Source organism: Paenimyroides ummariense (genome assembly GCF_900115115.1).
Taxonomy (GTDB): domain Bacteria; phylum Bacteroidota; class Bacteroidia; order Flavobacteriales; family Flavobacteriaceae; genus Flavobacterium; species Flavobacterium ummariense.
In genome coordinates this window covers 36,256-55,333 of sequence record NZ_FOVI01000011.1, presented here as the reverse complement: position 1 = coordinate 55,333, position 19,078 = coordinate 36,256, and the positions used below count along the sequence as shown (strand labels likewise).

Genomic DNA, 19,078 nt, shown 5'->3' with positions numbered 1-19,078 from the left:
CACAAAAAAACCATCTCGCAAATGAGATGGTTTTTAGTTTATCTTTTAATATTACTATTAATATGGTTTTTGTGCAAATTGTAAAGTAATTATTTCACTATCAACAAAACCTGCGCGTCTGGCTTGTACTTTTAAAGTTGCAATTGTTGTATGTGTATAAGTATTTCCATTAATTTTAACACCGTCTACATAATAGACAACATCAGCAATTGTAGTAGAACCACTTGTTGTAGTAAACTTTACTGGTCCTTTGCCCAATTCCTTAAAGTACATATTTTTATCTTTTATATACATTGCGTCAGTTGCTATTTTTAACTGCTGGTTCACATTAGGATTTGGGTTAGGCGTTGGTATTTCCATAACTGCATCGTCTTCTGAACATGAAGTAAATCCAGTTGTTGAGAATAATGCTATCGCGATAAAGAATAAGATCTTTTTCATTTTATTACATTAGTGGGTTAATTATTAAAATAAAGTTATAAAAATACAAAAATTATTCATTCATCAAAATTTTTATTCTACTTGCAGCGATATAAGATGCAATTATGCTTAAAATTAAGATAATTATAGTAACTACTGCTCCATTTTTCCAACGGAAGACAACAGGATAAGGAAAATCACCGTTAGCCTTAACAAAACCAAAATGTTGCTGCAGTAAAGTAATGGTAATTCCTAAAATCAATCCAATAATAACGCCGCCAACAGAAAGAATCAAACCTTGATAAAGAAAAATATGTTTTAGTTTTTTTTGCGAAAAACCAATATCATACAGCGTTTTAATATGGGCTTTCTTTTCAAGAATAATCATTATTAAGGCACCTGTTAAACAAAACAACGTAACAATAATAATTAACGTGAAAATAAGGTAAATTGCCAAACTTTCGGTTTTCAACATTTTATATAAACCTTCGTTTAACTGCGATCGGTTTTTGATTGTTTCATTCGGAAAAATATCTTTTAAAGCAGAAGTCAATTCTCTTTCTGAAGTTCCGTTTGTAAGCTTAAATTCAATTTTAGAAAATTCGTTTGCTTTAAAACCTAACAGATCTTTTCCAACATTAATATCGGCATAAATGTATTTGTTATCTGTATCGATATTATTTAAACTGTAAATTCCTGAAGGGTACAAAGGCAGTTTAATATAAGCATCTTCGGGCATCGTAATCATTCCTTTACCCGGTTTCATGGCTAAAACCTCTAAAAGTTTGTCGTTAGAATACATTCCAGCCGAAAGTTCATCGGCTAAAACATTCCCCATAACGGCATCATTCGTATTAGGCTGAATCCATTTTCCGTGTGGAATATTCTCTGTAATAGCAACCGTTTTAGGATAATTACTGTCAACGGCTTTTAAAATGGCAACGATCTGTTTATCGCCATAAGTAAAAATAACGCGATCCTCAATAATGTTTGAATAATTTGCAATTTTACCTAATGACTTCAGTTTTTCCTGTTGATCTATAGTTAAATTGATACTCTTTCCTTTCGATGGAAGCACCACCAAATCGGGATCAATTACATTGGTGAACGAAACCAACGAGTTTTCCAAGCCGCTAAAAACCGACAGTACCACAAACAAAGCCATACTGCTTACAATGATTCCGATAGCCGAAATTCGCGTAATAATATTTATGGCTTTCGTTTTACTTTTACTGAAAGCGTATCGTTTGGCTATGTAAAAAACGGTATTCAAACTTATTTTTTCTTTCTGCGAGCCAACAACTCACGGTTTTCAATTGGGTTTTCGTCGCCTTTTAAAGCATTATCGATCTTCTCTATATAATCCAAACTATCATCAACATAAAAAATAAGGTTCGGAACTTTTCGCAATTGATTTTTAACACGCTGCGCCAAATCATGCTTAATTAACGGAGCGTTAGATTGTATTGCCTTTAACAATTCGCCGGCTTTTTCGGTTGGAAAAATACTTAAATATACTTTGGCGATTGATAAATCGGTAGTAATATTCACTTTTGAAACCGTGATGATTAAGTTCGACACTCCGTTTTTACGAACTTCACCTTGTAATATATCAACTAGGTCGGCTTGTAATAAAGCCCCCATTTTTTTTTGTCTGTTTGTTTCCATTGTGCAAAAATACGAAATTCATACAGATATATATTTATCTTTACAGAAACAAAATTTTTAGTTTATGATGCGCAAAATTGAACATATTGGTATTGCTGTAAAGAGTTTGGAAGAATCGAACCTTCTGTTTGAAAAATTATTGGGACAGCCGGCTTATAAAGAAGAAGAAGTTGAAAGCGAAGGTGTAAAAACATCTTTTTTTATGAACGGACCCAACAAAATTGAACTTTTGGAAGCTACAAATCCTGATTCGCCAATTGCAAAATTTTTAGAAAAAAAAGGGGAAGGAATTCACCACATAGCTTTTGATGTGGAAGATATTTTGGTTGAAATTGATCGACTAAAAACTGAAGGTTTTACGGTTTTAAACGAAACACCTAAGAAAGGGGCTGATAATAAATTAGTTGCGTTTTTGCACCCGAAAACCACAAACGGAGTTTTAATTGAATTGTGCCAAGAGATAAAATAAAAAGCTTAAACTATTTGTAAAAAATAAGAATTTGGCTTAATATTGCACTCGCTAACGATAAGTAGCCGGTCCTATAGCTCAGTTGGTTAGAGCACCTGACTCATAATCAGGTGGTCCCTGGTTCGAGCCCAGGTGGGACCACAACAAACCAAAGTTGTAAAAATGCCGGTCCTATAGCTCAGTTGGTTAGAGCACCTGACTCATAATCAGGTGGTCCCTGGTTCGAGCCCAGGTGGGACCACTTTTATAAGCTTCACAGAAATGTGGAGCTTTTTTTATTTGGTTAGAGGTATTTTCTTAAGAGGTTACAAATTAAAAACAAAAAACCAGTAGTTTTCACTACTGGTTTTTTTATATCCTTTTAGAAATATTATTTAAAATCAGCGTCTGTTACGCCTTCATTTATTTTAATTTCTGATACTTTAAATTCTGCACCACCTAACATTGGCATAGTAAAAGTATGTGGAAGTTTAATTCCTTTTACTTCTTTGTAATCTTTGTAAGATGTTGTCATTTCAACTGTTTGTCCTTGAGCTTCCATTGTTTCTGAAGCAGCAATTTTTAATCCAGATGCTACACTGTAATAAACAGTTTCTTTATCTTTCTTTAAAACATAAGCTTCTTCACCATTAAAAGTTTCAATTCCTGATAATTCAAAAGTAGCAGCATTTTTAAGATCTTCTAATTCATCGAACAATTTAGCAGATGCTTGTGCTTCTTTTAACTCTTCACCTTTTAATTCTTGTTTTTGTCCTTGACCAGACATGTAACCCATTGTAGGAGTAATTACTTGTTTCATTAACTCCATACCCATTCCGTTTAAAGAAGCCATCATTTGCCCTTTCGCAGTTTGTTTTTGAGTCATAGTAATTTCCATTCCCTGCATAGATCCTTTAGCAATAGTAGAAACCGATTTAACTTCACTTAGTTTTTTCTCACCACCAATTGCTTTAATATGGTTTTCGATAACCGATTTTGAAGTTACACCCGCCGGAGCTGCTTTTTTGAAAACTGGCTTTTCTACCGGGTTTGCATAACGATCGTAGTAATTTACCGGGTATCCTAAACGATCTAAAGTACCAGCTACATCGGCACCTTTACCAACAATTACAATACGCTGGTTATCTTTCTTAAAGTAAGTATTTGCTACACGTTGTACATCGGCAATTGTTACAGCTTGAATGTTTTTAATGTAGTTTTCATAGAAATCTGCAGGTAAACTTTGCGTTTTTGTTCTTAATGCAAAACTTGCAATTGTACCAGGTTTTTGCGTTTCCATTACAAAGTTTCCAATGTATTTTGCTTTAGCAAGATCTAATTCTGCCTGAGTTACAGGTTGTGTTCTGATCTTTTGTAATTCGTTTACAAATTCAACCACAGCAGAATCGGTAACTACGTTACGAACCGATGCAGATGATGTAAATTTAGAAGTGTATTTACCTGAACCTAATGAAGAATAAGCTCCATACGTCCATCCGTGTGCTTCACGTAAGTTTAAGAATAAACGACCTTCGCCACCACCACCAAGAATTTGGTTAGCAATTAAAGCGGCAAAATAATCTTTATCTGTTAATTTTAAATTTACGGTGTTAACTAAAGCAATTTCAGACTGAACCGCATTTGGCATGTCAACAAAATCAATTTGTGTTTTTGCAACGTTTACTGGCTCTGGATATTTAGAAACCGGTGCAGATGCTTTTTTCCAATTTTTAAATAATTTCTCTACTTGTTTTTTAACGTCTTTAAACTTCACGTCACCAACAACTACTAAATAAGCGTTTTCTGGTACAAAGTACGATGCATAGTTTTGTTTAACGTCTGCCAAAGTAACATTGTTTAAAGATTGTTCTGTGATAAATTCACCTGTTGGATGGTTTGTTCCGAACAATAACGCATTGGTAACACGACTTGCTACTGAAGAAACCGATTTTTCATCTGATTTTAATCCTTCAATTGCTTGTTGTTTTGATTTATCGAATTCTTCTTGAGAGAATAACGGGCTTAAAGATCCTTCTGCCATTAATTCTAACAAACGAGAGCTGTATTTTGATAAACCGCTTGCAGATGCTCCGGTATTCCAAAAGTTAACGCTTGCTCCTAAGAAATCAATTTCATCGTTAAATTTTTCTTTAGATGTTTTTGCTGTTCCGTTACCAACAACAGCACTTGTTAAGCTTGATACACCTGCTTTTGCTCCTTCTACATAAGGTGGTGTATCAATAGTTAACATATAACTTACACGTGGTAATTTGTGATCTTCTACCACCATTACCTTTAACCCGTTTTTCATGGTAAACTCTTGCGGTTTTTGTACATGAACCGTTGGCATTGGACCTGGTTGCGGTTGCGGGCGTTTTATTTGAGCTTCGGCACTAATAGTTAGTAACAAAGCTGATGCGAATACTAATATTTTTTTCATTTTGTTTACTTTCTTATTTAGCTGAATCTTCTTTTGCTGGTACGTAATCTAATAATAAACGAGCATTGCTTTGTAAATACTTTTTAGCAACATCGCGAATTTCTTCTCTTGTAATTGAACGGTAAATTTCGATTTCTTCGTTAATTAAATTGATATCGCCGTACAATAAATAGTTGGTAGCCAAGTTCTCTGCCAAGCCTTCTAAATCTGAATTTTGGCTTACATAACGGTTTTCAAAATCGTTTTGTAATTTTTGGTAATCTCTTTCAGAAATTAACTCGGTTTGTAATTTAGTAATTTCAGCATCAATTTCTGTTTGTAAAGCCTCACGCGTAGTATCGCCCATTGGTAAACCAGCGATTAAGTACATACCGTAATCTTCTTGTGCGTAGTTAAATGCAAATAATTGTAATGCCATTTTTTTCTCGTCAACAATTTTCTTTTGCATTGGCGATGATTTTCCGCCAGAAAGGTAAGATGAAATCATATCCAAAACTCTTGCATCACGCGTTTTCATAGATGGTGTTCTATAAGCAGTGATGTACATTGGGATTTGAATGTTAGCATCGTAAGCCGTTGCATGAATTGTTTTGGTGATTGCATCTTCCTGAATGTTTACACGAGGAACAGCTGCTCCTTTTTTAATCACTCCGAAATATTTTTGTACTAAATCTTTTGTTTTTGCAAACTCGATATCACCAGCAATTACTAAAACAGCATTGTTAGGTACATAGAATTTTTTGTTGAATGCCTGAAACTCTTCTAAAGTAGCAGCATCTAAATGATCCATAGAACCAATTGGCGCCCAACGGTAAGGGTGTTTTTTGAAAAGATTTTTCTTAACCTCAGTGATCCAGTTTCCGTAAGGTTGATTATCAACACGTAAACGTTTTTCTTCTTTTACAACTTCGTTTTGCGTATCAACACCAATTTGGTTGATAACTGGTTGTAATAAACGATCAGATTCCATCCAAATAGCCAATTCTAAATTGTTCGATGGAAATACCTCATAATAGTACGTACGGTCATCAGATGTATTAGCGTTGTTGTGCCCTCCGTTAGAAGTTACCAACTTAAACCATTCACCTCTTTCAATATTTTCGGTACCTTCAAACAAAAGGTGTTCAAAAAAGTGCGCAAAACCAGTACGCTCTGGGTTTTCATCTTTTGCACCTACGTGGTACATTACAGAAGTAACTACAACAGGCGCCGATTTGTCTTGATGTAAAACTACATGCAAACCATTGTCAAGTGTATACTCTTCAAACTCAACTTTCTGTGCAACTGCAACACTACTAAGTAAAAGTGCAGACGCTAAAGCCGTTAAAGATTTTCTCATAACTTCGATTTAAATTAATTTGATTTTTTAATTAGTGCGCAATTTCGTGATTTTGTTACATTTATATTTGTATTTTTTTTACTATTTTTATTTTGATCGATTAATTTTTTAAAAACGAAGTACTTACATTTGATTTATAGATATTTTTTGTATATTTGCACTCTTAAAATTAATCTTAATTTAATTGTTATGTACGCAATCGTAGAGATAGCAGGGCAACAATTCAAAGTTAGCAAAGACCAAAAAGTGTATGTTCACCGTTTGGCTGCTGAAGAAGGATCAAATGTAACGTTTGATAAAGTATTCTTAGTAGACAACGCAGGAGCTATTACTTTAGGCGCCCCAGCTATAACAGGAGCTTCAGTAGGAGCGAAAGTTTTAAAACACCTTCAAGGTGACAAAGTTATCGTTTTCAAAAAGAAAAGAAGAAAAGGATACAAAAAGAAAAACGGTCACAGACAAGCATTGACTCAAATCGTAATCGAGGGAATCACTATTTAATCTGTAACTAGAAAATATTAACAATTTTAAAAACCAAACATCATGGCTCACAAGAAAGGTGTCGGTAGTTCTAAGAATGGTAGAGAATCTGAATCGAAACGTTTAGGCGTTAAGATTTATGGTGGACAAGCAGCTATTGCTGGTAACATCATTGTAAGACAAAGAGGTTCAAAACATAACCCAGGTGAAAACGTTTACATGGGGAAAGATCATACTTTACATGCTAAAGTTGACGGAGTTGTACAATTCGTGAAAAAGAGAGATAACAAATCTTTCGTTTCTATTGTACCATTTGAAGCTTAATCTTCTTAGACAACAAAAATTAAAAGCATCTCAATGAGATGCTTTTTTTATTTTATAAATTTTGTAGTTTATCGTCCCACAATTGAATGATACAATTCTAACGCTTTACCGTCTGTTAACAACGAAATAAATCGGCACACATTCAACAATCGTAAATACAGACTTTCATTTTCGGTTTGATATTGTTCCGGCAACAATTTTAAAATCAGTTCGTCGTAATGTGTAGCTGTTCCGTTGAACTTATTGTTGGTTGCAGCAATAAATTTTTCCAATAACGTGTGCAGTACTTTATAACCAACCACCTCTTTTTCTATCACTTCTTTACTTTCGTAAACGTTTGATATACTTATGGTAATAATATCTTTCATTTGTGCCACATACGCACATTTATCTGTTAATGCAAACGGGAAATTTCCTTTTAAAATTTCTTCTTCGTTTTCCATAAACACACGCACCACATCGTTAATTAAACTGCCAATTGCCAAGGCACGCAAATAACTTACACGTTCGGCTTTTGTTTGCAGTTGCGCGTATTTTACCGAATTAATGTTGTCTTTTACAATCTTAATTAAAAATTCCAATGCGTGCTCCTCGGGAATCCAGCCTAAATTAATTCCGTCTTCAAAATCAATAATCGTGTAACAAATATCATCGGCAGCTTCTACCAAATACGTTAGCGGATGACGCAAATAACGCAACGTCTCCCCTTCTCTTTTCAATAATCCAAGTGTTTCGGCAACATCTGAAAAGCTTGATTTATCTGCCTGAAAAAATCCGTATTTTTTATCTGAAATTTCGTTGGTCGGTTTTTTAGGAAGACTCTCTTTTGGATATTTCGTAAAAGCACCCAACGTTGCATACGAAATTCGCAAACCACCTTCGGCACCCGGACGTGAATCGGTTAAAATATGAAATCCGTTGGCATTTCCTTCAAAATCAATCAAATCTTGCCACTGTGCCGGTTCTAAATCTAATCGAAACTGTTCGCCTGCTCCATGTTTAAAAAAGTCACCGATTGCTTTTTCACCCGAATGTCCAAACGGCGGATTTCCAATATCGTGACACAAACAAGCCGCGGCAACTATGGCTCCAAAATCATTTATCGTATAACCTAATTCTGATAATTCTGAATATTTTTCGATAATCTGTGCACCAGCCAACCGACCGATAGATCGACCAACAACCGAAACTTCCAAACTGTGCGTTAAACGTGTGTGCACAAAATCGGTTTTTGATAGCGGAATTACCTGTGTTTTATCTTGCAAACTGCGAAATGCGTTCGAGAAAATAATTCGATCGTAATCCACTTCAAAACCTATTCTTGATGGATTTTCGTTTTTACGTTCGCGAACTTTTGTATCGCCAAATTTTTTCAAAGAAAGTAACTGTTTCCAGTCCATTATGGTGTTTGTCATTTTTAAGACAATTGTTCGTTTATAATATTTTGTTTTACTTGTTTATAAAAATCGTCTTTCGCCTGCGCGTACGATACCTGATATAAACGTTTTTTGGGATGATACTTCTCTGGAATGGGAATTTTAAGGGTCTCATACAGATCATCTAATAATTCATTTGATGGTTTTTCGTACGAAATCTGCCATTCAAATCGGCGTTTTAACGCTTCATCAATCATGTGAACCTGATTGGTTGCTGCAATTAAGATCGATTTTTGCGGAAAATAATCCATCAACTGAATAATAGCATTTACCACACGTTTCATTTCCGAATTATCTTTATTATCATAATCGCGGATCTGCCCTAAAGAATCAAATTCATCTAAAAGCAAAACCATACTTTCGTACTGAGATTCTTTAAAAAGCAAATCTAAATTTTTAGCGGTTTCGCCCAATTTCGATGAGATGATGGTTGCCAGATTTACAATCATTAGTTTTTTGTTCAAATGATTCGCGATTACCTTCGCAGTCATGGTTTTTCCCGTACCGCTATCTCCATACAGCAACAATTTGTTTGAAATGGGTATTTTATACTGATCGAACAAATGCTTAAACTGCTGTTCGTGCAAAAACGCCATTAAATGACTTTTAATTTCGGGCGAAGCAATGAAATCTTCAAACGAAACGCTGCTTCTGTCGATATAATAATAACTACTCATTTTATATAGATTGTGTTCTTTTTAATCCTTTGTAAGCCATGAAAAACGCGCAAACCATTAAGATTGATGCCAAAATGAAAGGTGCGCCCGGAAATTTAAACGGAGCCGAATCGTGCGTAAAGAAATAAAAAATACTTGTCATTACCAACGGCCCAAAAGTAGCGGTTGCACTATTTAAGCTGGCTAATGTTCCTTGAATTTGCCCTTGTTCGTTTGGCGGTACATGATTAGTGATTTCGGACTGAATTGCCGGACCTGCCAAACCACCCAAGCAGTAAGGAATCAAGAATACAAAAACCATCCATTCTTGCGATGCAAATGCAATTAACATTAAACCTAATGAATTTATGGAATATCCTATTAAAATACTTTTTCCGTTACCTATTTTTGGGTTGACAAACCGAACCAAAACACCTTGAACAATTGCAACCAAAACACCAAGAACACCAAGCGAAATACCAACCATGCGTTCATCCCAATTGTATCGGTACATGGTGTAAAAGCTCCAATTTCCGTGAACGGCATGTGATGCAAAATACATAAAAAACATAGCTGCAACCAAACCTATAATGTTCGGGAACTTTTTTAATCGAGCCAAAGCACCGATTGGGTTTGCTGCTTTCCATTCAAAAATCCTGCGTCTTTCGGGCGTTAATGATTCTGGTAAAACAAAATATCCATAAACAAAATTCACAAAACATAAAACCGCTGCAGCGTAAAACGGAACTCGAGAACCAAACTGCCCCAATAAACCGCCAATTACCGGACCAATAATAAAACCAATACCAAAAGCTGCCCCAACCAAACCAAAGTTTTTTGCCTTGTTTTCGGGTGTACTAACATCAGAAATATAAGCCATTGCAGTAGAAATACTGGCACCGGTAATACCTGCAATAATTCTGCCCACAAACAACCAAGCAACCGTTGGTGCTAATGCCAAAACCAAATAATCGACCGCAAATGCCATTAAAGAAATCAACAAAACAGGTCTTCTGCCGTATTTATCAGACAAACTGCCCATTAAAGGGGCACACAAAAACTGCGTAAATGCGTATGCAAATGCCAGCCAACCACCTAATTGTGCCGCTTCGCTAATATCGGAATGATTTAACTCTTGCAAAAGCTTTGGAATTACAGGAATAATGATGCCTATACCTATAATATCGATTAACATTGTAATGAATATAAAACCAATCGCAGCTGATTTTTTGGAACTCATGTCTTTTAAAAATTAGAAAACAAAGCTACGAAAACGCAAGCACTTTTTATAAATTAGCGTTTTAAAGTATTGATATTTATTATGAGAATTTACACTTTATACTTTTGATTTTTTGTTTGATTTCCTGCAAAGACAAACAATTACAAACTGCCGAATTTGATGAATTAATTCATTATAAATTAGACACTTTAGCTGTTGATAAAATTGATATTAACGACATTTTATCTGGAGAAGTCATTCAAAATATATCTGACACATTAATTATTGATCAATTTACAGAATCTGGATTTGTGAAATCAGAAGTTAATGAATCTGATTATATAAAATTACACCAAGTATTAACATCTAACCAAAACACAAAAGACAACAGTTAATGTTTACCTATTTATCGTGATTTTTTAATTCTAAAAAAGAAGAATAAAACCGTAGGAATCTTTAAAATTTGTTTTGAATGTTCGCAGTTAAATTATCTCGATTCTTTTAGTAATGAGAAAAGATTGATGACAGATGAAAATGTTTTAACTATTGAAAAGTTGCTTCAATAAAAAAAGTCTTCCCAATTGGAAAGACTTTTTTGCAATATAAAAACAATAAAATATTATAGTTCTAAAGCTTTTTTAGGATCGTTGTTCATTAACAACTCCATTGGGTTTTCTAAAGCTTCTTTAACAGCTACCAAGAAACCAACAGACTCACGACCATCGATAATTCTGTGGTCATAAGATAATGCAATGTACATCATTGGAGCAATAACCACTTGTCCGTCTACTGCAACCGGACGTTCAATGATGTTGTGCATTCCCAAAATACCTGATTGCGGTGGGTTGATAATAGGTGTTGACAACATAGATCCAAATACACCACCATTAGTAATTGTAAAAGTTCCACCTGTCATTTCATCAACCGTAATTTGTCCGTCACGTGCTCTTGTTGCCAAACGCTTAATTTCTGCTTCAACACCACGGAAAGATAGTAATTCTGCATTGCGAACAACCGGAACCATTAATCCTTTTGGTCCAGAAACTGCGATTGAAATATCGGCAAAATCAAATTTAATTTGCTCTTGACCATCGATCATTGAGTTTACATCTGGATACAACTGTAATGCACGAGTTACCGCTTTTGTAAAGAACGACATAAAACCTAACGATGCATTGTGTTTTGCTTTAAACGCATCTTTAAATTCGGCACGTATTTTATTTACTTCGGTTAAGTTAACTTCGTTAAAAGTAGTTAACATCGCTGTTGTATTTTTAGCTTCAACCAAACGCTCTGCTACTTTTCTACGTAACATAGACATTTTTTTACGCTCTGTTCCACGAGGTCCGCCGGTTGGTGTTCCCATTGAAGGTGTTGCGTTTAACGCGTCTTCTTTAGTTACACGACCATCTTTACCTGTACCTTGAACAGATGCAGCGTCGATGCTTTTCTCGTCTAATATTTTTTTAGCAGCCGGCGATGCAGATCCTGTTGCATACGTAGCAGCTGGTGCAGATGCAGCAGCCGGAGCAGCTTTAACTTCTTCTTTTTTCTCTTCGGCTTTTGGAGCTTCAGCAGCTGGTGCACTACCCGATGGTTTTGCAGCACCTGTATCGATTAAACAAACTACCTGACCAACAGCCACAGCATCACCTTCTTCTGCTTTTAAAGTAATAATACCACTAGCTTCAGCAGGTAATTCTAAAGTTGCTTTGTCAGAATCAACCTCAGCAATTGCTTGGTCTTTCTCTACATAGTCTCCGTCTTTTACTAACCAAGTAGCAATTTCCACTTCTGTGATTGACTCTCCTGGCGAAGGAACTTTCATTTCTAAAATACTCATGAGTATATTAATTTAATTTTGTTTTTATTTAAAATGCGTTTCTAAAATTATAAATTTTTACCGAATACTTTAGCAATTGCTTTTGCATATCTTGCTTTAGATCGAACTGATGAACCTGCTGCCGGTGCAGCTGCTGGTGCTGGTGATGCCAAACGGAATTTAACCAAATCGAAATTCATTAGCATATAACCGTAAGCGCCCATGTTTTTAGGTTCTTCTTGTGCCCAAACGTAATCATCAACATTCGGGTACGAAGCTATTACTTCTTTTAATTTATCGTTATCTAACGGAAACAATTGTTCTAATCTTACAAAAGCAACATCGTTTCTGCCTAAATTTTCTTTTTCTGCCTGCAAATCGTAATAGAATTTACCTGAAACAAAAACCAGTGTTTTTACTGCCGATTTATCTTGAACCTTTGGATCATCTACAATTGTTTGGAACGATCCGTTTGTTAATTCTTCTATAGTTGAAGTAGCTTCCGGGTGACGCAACAATGATTTTGGCGACATAATTACCAATGGTTTTCTAAAATCAGTAACCATTTGTCTGCGCAACATATGGAAATGGTTTGCTGGCGTTGTACAGTTTGCTACATACATATTGTGGTTTGCACAAAGTTGCAAGTAACGCTCTAAACGTGCTGATGAATGTTCAGCTCCTTGGTGTTCGTAACCATGTGGCAATAACATAACAATTCCGTTTTGGTTGCCCCATTTATCTTCGCCAGCAGCGATATATTGGTCGATCATAATTTGAGCGCCGTTAGAGAAATCTCCGAACTGTGCTTCCCAAATGGTTAATGCTTTTGGATTTGCCATTGCATATCCGTATTCAAAACCTAAAACAGCATATTCTGATAAATGCGAGTTGTAAATACGCATTTGTCCGTTTTGCGATTTTATGTTGTTTAAAGGCACATATTCGTATTCTGTATCTTCTGTTTTAACAACGGCATGGCGGTGCGAAAACGTTCCGCGCTGAACATCTTGTCCTGAAAAACGCACATCATATCCTTCTGAAATTAATGTACCGTACGCCAATAATTCGCCCATTGCCCAATCTAAACGATTGGTTTCATAGTACATGGTGTAACGGTCTTTTATTAATTTTGATACTTTGCTTATAAATTTTTTATCGGTAGGTAACGCGGTTAATGCCGGTGCTACATCGTCTAACATTTCGCGTGATACTTTGGTATCATACGTTTGCAACATGCGGTTAACATCTGCAATGTGATATCCTTCCCACTCTTTCTGCATGAATGGAATCACAATTGCTTTTTCGGTTTCTTTAGCTTCAGCCAGGTTTTCTTCTAAAACAGCTTTGTATTTATCTTCTAAAGATCCAACATACCCCTCTTCGATCACTTTATTTTCAATTAATCGAGCGTTGTAAATGTTGCGTGCATTTTGGTGTTTAGAGATCAATTTGTATAAAATTGGCTGTGTAAAACGAGGTTCATCACCTTCGTTATGTCCGTATTTACGGTATCCAACCAAATCAACAAAAACATCTTCCTTAAATTCCATACGGTAAGCCAAAGCAAACAACATGGCTTTAACCGCTGCTTCGGTATCATCTGCATTTACGTGTACAACCGGTGCAGCAACAACTTTTGCAATATCGGTAGAATAAACGCCCGAACGTGCATCTTTATAACTTGTTGTAAAACCAACCTGATTGTTTAAAACTACGTGAATGGTTCCGGCTGTTTGGTAAGCGCGTAATTTGCTCATTTGAACAATTTCGTACACAATACCCTGCCCTGCTACTGCAGCATCACCGTGTAAGGCAACCGGTAAAACTTTAGAAAAATCGTCTGCGTATAATTTATCTTGTTTTGCACGTACAACACCTTCAATAACTGCTCCAACAGTTTCTAAATGCGAAGGGTTTGGTGCTAAATTTAAAGTAATTTTATTTCCTGAACGTGTTTCGCGTTCCGATGTGTATCCTAAATGGTATTTTACATCGCCATCAAACGTATCGGCAACATCGGCATAATCTTTCCCGTCGAATTCCGTAAAAATTTTCTTGGCAGGTTTTTGCATTACGTTTGCCAAAATATTCAAGCGTCCGCGGTGCGCCATTCCAATTACAACATCTTCTACACCGGCAGTTCCGGCAGCGTCTATCATTGCATCTAATGCAGGAATGGTAGCTTCTAACCCTTCTAACGAAAAACGTTTCTGACCAACATATTTTGTATGGAAGAAATTCTCGAAAGCCGCAGCCTGAACCAGTTTTTCTAATATATGTTTTTGCTGGTCTGTAGTTAAATCTGAAACTTTAGATTCTACATATTTAGATATCCACTGAATTTTTTCTTCGCTTGGGATATACATATATTCAATACCCAAAGTAGTGCAATAGGTATTTTCTAAATGAGCTATAATTTGCTGTAAGGTACTTTTTGGTAAGTGAATGCTTTGTGCAGCATCAAAAGTAACGTTTAAATCGGCCTGTGTAAGACCAAATTTTTCGATAGAAAAATCGGGAGCTTCACCCGTTTTTTCAATTAGAGGATTTGTTTTTGTAAGTAAGTGACCGTGTGTTCTGTAAGCATCGATCAACTTTAAAACCGCAAATTCTTTTTTAACCGAATCAGTTATAACTGCCGATTCGCCAGAACTTTGGTATGCATTTGATAATTGTTCTACCGGGCTGCCATTGTACTCATTTGCAAAATCGAACCCCTGAAAAAAACTTCTCCAACTTGGTTCAACACTGTCAGGACTTGTTAGGTACTGATCGTATAAATCGGCAAAAAATGAGGTATGTGCAGCGTTTAAAAAGGAAAACCTATCCATAATATTTGTCTAATGACTCTTTTTTTTGTTAAAAAATTTTCACAAAAATACAACAGTTTCAATTAATATTACAACATTTTAAATAGTTTTATACTTTATTTTTTACGCGAATTTTATTTTTAGATTTTTATAGTATGTGCTTATAAAATAGTTTTTTACGGATACCGTTTTTAATTGCTTTATTTTTACGAACTTTATTGTTTATTGTTCTTTTTTAAATTTATTTTTTCATTATTCGCAGTGGGTTTCTTTTTAGTAATTGATGCACTATTTTAACAATTAAGATACATTTAACTGTTTAATTAATATCTTAGCGAAAATTTGATTCCCTTATGAAAAAAATATTTTACACAGTTACAACTTGCTTTTTAATAGGATTTAATTCGTTTGCACAAGAAAATCAGGACACCTACACACCACGCACCACTACTTTTTTTAGCGATATGCAATTTGGTGGCGGATTAGGTTTGGCTTTTGGCAGCGGTTTTACCAACATTTCGGTTTCGCCCATGGCTTTAAAGCCAATTACCGAACAATTTTCGGCTGGTTTGGGATTGCAGTTTAATTATATGAAATCGAAAGGTTTTTATGAAAGTACATCGTACGGTGCGAATATTTTGGGAATTTACAGTCCGGCAGAAATGATTCAACTTTCTGCAGAATTGGAACAATTACGTGTAAATAATACGTGGTTTGAAAATGATATAAACAATTTTAACGGTAATTTAAAAAGTAACTTTTGGAACACTGCTTTGTTTTTAGGAGCTGGTTATACCGAAGGTAATGTAACAATTGGGGTTCGTTACAATGTTTTATATAAAGAAGGTGACTTAGTTTATAATCAGGCTTGGATGCCTTTTATCCGCGTTTTCTTTTAGAATGATATATATTGACATAAAAAACCGAAACAAAAGTTTCGGTTTTTTCATTTATACGGTTCTGCTCATTAATGATAAAGCAAATTCTTTTAGTTCTTCTTTAAAATGAAAAGGAATTTCTAATGCTTCTAATTGTAATAATGCTTTCTGTGTATATTCTTCAATTAAACGTTGGGTATCGCTTGTAGCATTTGTTTTTTCGAATAACGATTTAACAGCTTCAATTTTTTCTTGACCACCCTCTTTTGATGAAAACCAGTTTAACAATTCGGTTTTATCAGCAGGCGAAGCATTTTCTAAAGATCTTAAATACAAATAGGTTTTTTTATTCTCTAAAATATCACCGCCAATTTGTTTTCCAAAAGTTGCCGTTTCTCCAAAAGCATCTAAATAATCATCTTGCAACTGAAAGGCAATTCCTAAATCTCGACCAAAATTATAAATCGCAACCTTATTATTTTCGGTAGTTTTTGCAACAATAGCTCCCATTTCTAAAGCAGCACCAACTAAAACCGCCGTTTTGTATTCAATCATTTTAATGTATTCGGGAATACTAACGTTGTTGCGGGTTTCAAAATTGATATCCAATTGTTGTCCTTCGCAAACTTCTAATGCCGTTTTACTGAACAACTTTGCAAGATCCTTAAAAATCGCAGGTTCGTAATTCTCGAAATACTGATAAGCCAAGATCAACATGGCATCGCCCGATAAAATTCCGGTATTCAAATTCCATTTTTCATGAACAGTTTTATTACCTCTTCGTAAAGGCGCTTCGTCCATAATATCATCATGAATCAACGAAAAATTATGAAACAGTTCAATAGCAACTGCCGCATGGATGGCATCGTTAAATTTGGCACCAAAAACTTCGGCTGCAAAAAGGGTAAGTAACGGACGCAAACGTTTACCACCTAAATTGGCAATATAACCTATTGGTTCGTAAAGTTCCTTTGGTTCTTTCGTAAAATTAATTTGATTTATATAATCGGCAACAGCGCTTTTGTATTCAATGAAATTATTCATAAAAGGTATAAACTTCGTTTCAACAATACAAATGTAAGCTAATTAATCATGTAAATAAAATTTTAAAAAAAACTTTGGAAACTTTTTTGGTATTAAAAGTTTCCTACGTACATTTGCCGAAACTTTTTGACTGAATGAAAGAGACTGTATTAAAAAAATCTTTAGAATTATTCATTAAAAATGGCTTTAAAGCTGTTACTATGGATGATATTGCTAAAGAATTGGGAATATCAAAAAAAACGATTTATCAGCATTTTTCTGCGAAAGATGAATTGGTAAAAGCAACCGTTGATTATGTTTTTAAATCTGCAACCGATAAAATGGAAAGTATTGCAGGCAATTGCGAAACACCAATTCATGAGCATTTTGAAATGAAAAGCTGCTTAGGCGATTTGTTCGGGCAGAATATTCAAGCGAGTACTATATATCAGTTTAACAAATATTACCCGAAACTAGCTGAACGTATCCAGCAAAAAAAACATGAAAATTACGATTTTACAATTCTTCGAAACTTAAGAGACGGCGTTGAACAAGGTTATTACCGAAGTGATATTGATATTGATTTTGTAGGAAAAATCTTCTTTGCAAGTACAACTGCTTTTTTTAACGATGAAATTTTTATCAACCTACAAAGCACTCAATCTTTAGAAGAATTAAATTACAAATTATTGGAATATCATTTAAGAGGAATAGTTACCCCGAAAGGTTTAGAAATATTAGAACAATTATTACAAAAATCATAAATAGCAATGAAATATAGAATTTCAATTTTATTAGCGTTTTTAGGATTCTTTGCCCAGGCACAAGAACGGTTAACGCTTAAAGATGCGGTTAATTACGCTTTGCAAAATAAAGCAGAAGCTGTAAAAGCGCGTCTAGATGTACAAAACAGTGAATACCAGATAGATGAAGTACGTGCTAATGCTTTACCTCAAATCAGTGCAACAGGTGGTTTAACCTATAATGCTATCATTCCTCAAATGGCATTGGTAATGGGAGATCAGGTTCAGGTTATTCAAATGGGAACACCTTGGCAGTCAAACGCAACAGTTTCTTTAAATCAGCAAATATTTAATCAGGCGGTGTTTACAGGCTTAAAAGCAGCAAAAAGCACACGTGAGTTTTACAAAATAAACGCGCAGTTAACAGAAGAACAGGTTATCGAGAAAGTTGCGAACAGCTATTACGAAGCTTACAAAACAGAATCGCAATTGACTACAATCGATAAAACGATCGACAATACAAGCCGTGTTCGTGATGTTATTAAAAGTTTGTTTGATAATGGTTTGGCAAAAAAGATAGATTTAGATCGAATTGAAGTTAGCCTAAACAACTTAAAAAGTAACCGCCAACAAACTATAAACGCACTACAATTGCAAGAAAATGCATTAAAGTATTTAATAGGTATGGATATGAACCAAGACATTGAATTGCCTGAGAATACTTTTGAAGTTACCAAACACGCATTAGTTGATGAATCTGTAAACATTGAAAACAGAACCGAAATTTTGTTATTGGAAAAACAAGGCGAATTATTAGCATTAAATAAAAAAGCAATTGAGGCACAAGCATATCCAAGCTTAAGTATGAACGCTAATTTTGGATACAATGGATTTGGACAAGTACTTCCTTGGTTTGCTAAACCGGCAGATGGCGTGTATTGGTCAGGAGCTTCTGCAATAGGTTTAAATTTAAACATACCTATTTTCAATGGTGGATCTGTTAAAGCGAAAGTTAGACAAGCACAGATTGATATTGAAAAATTAGAAGCAGACAAACGCGATACTCGTTTAGGATTAGATTTAGAACTTAAAAATGCCGTAACACAGTTAAACAACTCTTTAATTACATTGAACATCCAAAAAGAGAATGTGAATTTGGCAAAAGAAGTATTAACAAACATAGAAAACAATTACAAATTTGGTTTGGCAACCTTAACCGATTTGTTAGATGCAGAAACGCAGTATGCCGACGCACAAAACAACCACACCAATGCTTTACTAGATTATAAAGTTGCCGAAATAGCGTTAATTAAGGCAAAAGGAGAATTAAAATCATTAACACAAGAATAAAACTAATTGCATATTAAAG

The 19,078-nt window shown here is 34.9% G+C and carries 18 protein-coding genes and 2 tRNA genes; 9 read left to right on the top strand and 11 right to left on the bottom strand.

The features are described 5' to 3' along the window. Positions 1-57 precede the first annotated feature (57 nt). From BM253_RS09580 to rbfA, 3 genes are read right to left on the bottom strand one after another with little or no spacing between them, the layout of a single operon-like run. Positions 58-441, bottom strand: coding sequence for a hypothetical protein (locus BM253_RS09580; protein ID WP_143095615.1), 384 nt, complete (start codon positions 439-441; stop codon positions 58-60). A gap of 52 nt (positions 442-493) precedes the next feature. Further along, on the bottom strand, positions 494-1,693 hold the full coding sequence (locus BM253_RS09575) for an FtsX-like permease family protein (RefSeq protein WP_091522951.1): 1,200 nt from the start codon (positions 1,691-1,693) through the stop codon (positions 494-496). A gap of 2 nt (positions 1,694-1,695) precedes the next feature. Further along, positions 1,696-2,088, bottom strand: coding sequence for a 30S ribosome-binding factor RbfA (rbfA, locus tag BM253_RS09570; protein ID WP_091522947.1), 393 nt, complete (start codon positions 2,086-2,088; stop codon positions 1,696-1,698). 67 nt (positions 2,089-2,155) lie between these two features. On the opposite strand from rbfA, the gene mce reads away from it, so the two are divergent. From mce to BM253_RS09555, 3 genes are all read left to right on the top strand, one after another. Further along, entirely contained in the window at positions 2,156-2,557 is a 402-nt protein-coding gene (gene mce / locus BM253_RS09565; RefSeq protein ID WP_091523104.1) for a methylmalonyl-CoA epimerase, read from the top strand. 67 nt (positions 2,558-2,624) lie between these two features. Beyond that, positions 2,625-2,698, top strand: a tRNA-Ile gene (locus tag BM253_RS09560). Positions 2,699-2,724: 26 nt separating this feature from the next. Further along, positions 2,725-2,798, top strand: a tRNA-Ile gene (locus BM253_RS09555). Between the two features lie 129 nt (positions 2,799-2,927). Here BM253_RS09555 and BM253_RS09550 read toward each other — a convergent pair. Next, complete coding sequence (locus BM253_RS09550) at positions 2,928-4,976, bottom strand: insulinase family protein (protein ID WP_091522943.1); 2,049 nt, start codon at positions 4,974-4,976, stop codon at positions 2,928-2,930. Positions 4,977-4,989: 13 nt separating this feature from the next. Continuing rightward, on the bottom strand, positions 4,990-6,315 hold the full coding sequence (locus tag BM253_RS09545; protein WP_091522940.1) for a M16 family metallopeptidase: 1,326 nt from the start codon (positions 6,313-6,315) through the stop codon (positions 4,990-4,992). 189 nt (positions 6,316-6,504) lie between these two features. Between BM253_RS09545 and rplU the strand changes: the two genes are divergently transcribed. Together rplU and rpmA are read left to right on the top strand one after the other, a co-directional pair. Further along, positions 6,505-6,816, top strand: a complete 312-nt coding sequence (gene rplU, locus BM253_RS09540) for a 50S ribosomal protein L21 (RefSeq protein WP_091522936.1) — start codon at positions 6,505-6,507, stop codon at positions 6,814-6,816. Positions 6,817-6,858: 42 nt separating this feature from the next. Continuing rightward, entirely contained in the window at positions 6,859-7,119 is a 261-nt protein-coding gene (gene rpmA / locus BM253_RS09535) for a 50S ribosomal protein L27 (RefSeq protein ID WP_091522933.1), read from the top strand. 68 nt (positions 7,120-7,187) lie between these two features. Here the strand turns inward: rpmA and dgt are convergent, their stop codons facing one another. The 3 genes from dgt to BM253_RS09520 are packed head-to-tail and all read right to left on the bottom strand — an operon-like array spanning position 7,188 to position 10,451. After that, the gene (gene dgt / locus BM253_RS09530) at positions 7,188-8,519 is read right to left on the bottom strand and encodes a dGTP triphosphohydrolase (RefSeq protein ID WP_177205761.1); all 1,332 of its coding nucleotides are present in this window, start codon (positions 8,517-8,519) and stop codon (positions 7,188-7,190) included. 17 nt (positions 8,520-8,536) lie between these two features. Beyond that, positions 8,537-9,232, bottom strand: coding sequence for an AAA family ATPase (locus BM253_RS09525; protein ID WP_091522930.1), 696 nt, complete (start codon positions 9,230-9,232; stop codon positions 8,537-8,539). A gap of 1 nt (position 9,233) precedes the next feature. Continuing rightward, on the bottom strand, positions 9,234-10,451 hold the full coding sequence (locus tag BM253_RS09520) for a TCR/Tet family MFS transporter (RefSeq protein ID WP_091522928.1): 1,218 nt from the start codon (positions 10,449-10,451) through the stop codon (positions 9,234-9,236). Between the two features lie 104 nt (positions 10,452-10,555). On the opposite strand from BM253_RS09520, the gene BM253_RS09515 reads away from it, so the two are divergent. Then, on the top strand, positions 10,556-10,825 hold the full coding sequence (locus BM253_RS09515) for a hypothetical protein (RefSeq protein WP_143095614.1): 270 nt from the start codon (positions 10,556-10,558) through the stop codon (positions 10,823-10,825). A gap of 224 nt (positions 10,826-11,049) precedes the next feature. On the opposite strand, the gene odhB is transcribed toward BM253_RS09515, so the two are convergent. Both odhB and BM253_RS09505 read right to left on the bottom strand, forming a co-directional pair. Continuing rightward, positions 11,050-12,273, bottom strand: a complete 1,224-nt coding sequence (gene odhB / locus BM253_RS09510; RefSeq protein WP_091522921.1) for a 2-oxoglutarate dehydrogenase complex dihydrolipoyllysine-residue succinyltransferase — start codon at positions 12,271-12,273, stop codon at positions 11,050-11,052. Between the two features lie 47 nt (positions 12,274-12,320). Then, positions 12,321-15,086, bottom strand: a complete 2,766-nt coding sequence (locus tag BM253_RS09505) for a 2-oxoglutarate dehydrogenase E1 component (protein WP_091522918.1) — start codon at positions 15,084-15,086, stop codon at positions 12,321-12,323. 332 nt (positions 15,087-15,418) lie between these two features. On the opposite strand from BM253_RS09505, the gene BM253_RS09500 reads away from it, so the two are divergent. Next, entirely contained in the window at positions 15,419-15,964 is a 546-nt protein-coding gene (locus BM253_RS09500; RefSeq protein WP_091522914.1) for a hypothetical protein, read from the top strand. Positions 15,965-16,015: 51 nt separating this feature from the next. Here the strand turns inward: BM253_RS09500 and BM253_RS09495 are convergent, their stop codons facing one another. Then, positions 16,016-16,987 (bottom strand): polyprenyl synthetase family protein, encoded by a 972-nt coding sequence (locus tag BM253_RS09495; protein WP_091522911.1) that lies wholly within the window; start codon positions 16,985-16,987, stop codon positions 16,016-16,018. Between the two features lie 134 nt (positions 16,988-17,121). Here BM253_RS09495 and BM253_RS09490 point away from each other — a divergent pair, with 134 nt between their 5' ends. Continuing rightward, positions 17,122-17,730, top strand: a complete 609-nt coding sequence (locus BM253_RS09490; RefSeq protein ID WP_091522909.1) for a TetR/AcrR family transcriptional regulator — start codon at positions 17,122-17,124, stop codon at positions 17,728-17,730. A gap of 6 nt (positions 17,731-17,736) precedes the next feature. Next, positions 17,737-19,059 (top strand): TolC family protein, encoded by a 1,323-nt coding sequence (locus BM253_RS09485; RefSeq protein WP_091522905.1) that lies wholly within the window; start codon positions 17,737-17,739, stop codon positions 19,057-19,059. Positions 19,060-19,078: the final 19 nt, after the last annotated feature.

Coding starts and splice junctions, on each gene's coding strand:
- BM253_RS09545 (WP_091522940.1), bottom strand. CDS start 6,315: ATGAGAAAATCTTTAACGGCTTTAGCGTCTGCACTTTTACTTAGTAGT.
- rplU (WP_091522936.1), top strand. CDS start 6,505: ATGTACGCAATCGTAGAGATAGCAGGGCAACAATTCAAAGTTAGCAAA.
- BM253_RS09495 (WP_091522911.1), bottom strand. CDS start 16,987: ATGAATAATTTCATTGAATACAAAAGCGCTGTTGCCGATTATATAAAT.
- BM253_RS09520 (WP_091522928.1), bottom strand. CDS start 10,451: ATGAGTTCCAAAAAATCAGCTGCGATTGGTTTTATATTCATTACAATG.
- BM253_RS09525 (WP_091522930.1), bottom strand. CDS start 9,232: ATGAGTAGTTATTATTATATCGACAGAAGCAGCGTTTCGTTTGAAGAT.
- rbfA (WP_091522947.1), bottom strand. CDS start 2,088: ATGGAAACAAACAGACAAAAAAAAATGGGGGCTTTATTACAAGCCGAC.
- mce (WP_091523104.1), top strand. CDS start 2,156: ATGCGCAAAATTGAACATATTGGTATTGCTGTAAAGAGTTTGGAAGAA.
- BM253_RS09580 (WP_143095615.1), bottom strand. CDS start 441: ATGAAAAAGATCTTATTCTTTATCGCGATAGCATTATTCTCAACAACT.
- BM253_RS09505 (WP_091522918.1), bottom strand. CDS start 15,086: ATGGATAGGTTTTCCTTTTTAAACGCTGCACATACCTCATTTTTTGCC.
- rpmA (WP_091522933.1), top strand. CDS start 6,859: ATGGCTCACAAGAAAGGTGTCGGTAGTTCTAAGAATGGTAGAGAATCT.
- odhB (WP_091522921.1), bottom strand. CDS start 12,273: ATGAGTATTTTAGAAATGAAAGTTCCTTCGCCAGGAGAGTCAATCACA.
- BM253_RS09500 (WP_091522914.1), top strand. CDS start 15,419: ATGAAAAAAATATTTTACACAGTTACAACTTGCTTTTTAATAGGATTT.
- BM253_RS09485 (WP_091522905.1), top strand. CDS start 17,737: ATGAAATATAGAATTTCAATTTTATTAGCGTTTTTAGGATTCTTTGCC.
- BM253_RS09490 (WP_091522909.1), top strand. CDS start 17,122: ATGAAAGAGACTGTATTAAAAAAATCTTTAGAATTATTCATTAAAAAT.
- BM253_RS09550 (WP_091522943.1), bottom strand. CDS start 4,976: ATGAAAAAAATATTAGTATTCGCATCAGCTTTGTTACTAACTATTAGT.
- dgt (WP_177205761.1), bottom strand. CDS start 8,519: ATGGACTGGAAACAGTTACTTTCTTTGAAAAAATTTGGCGATACAAAA.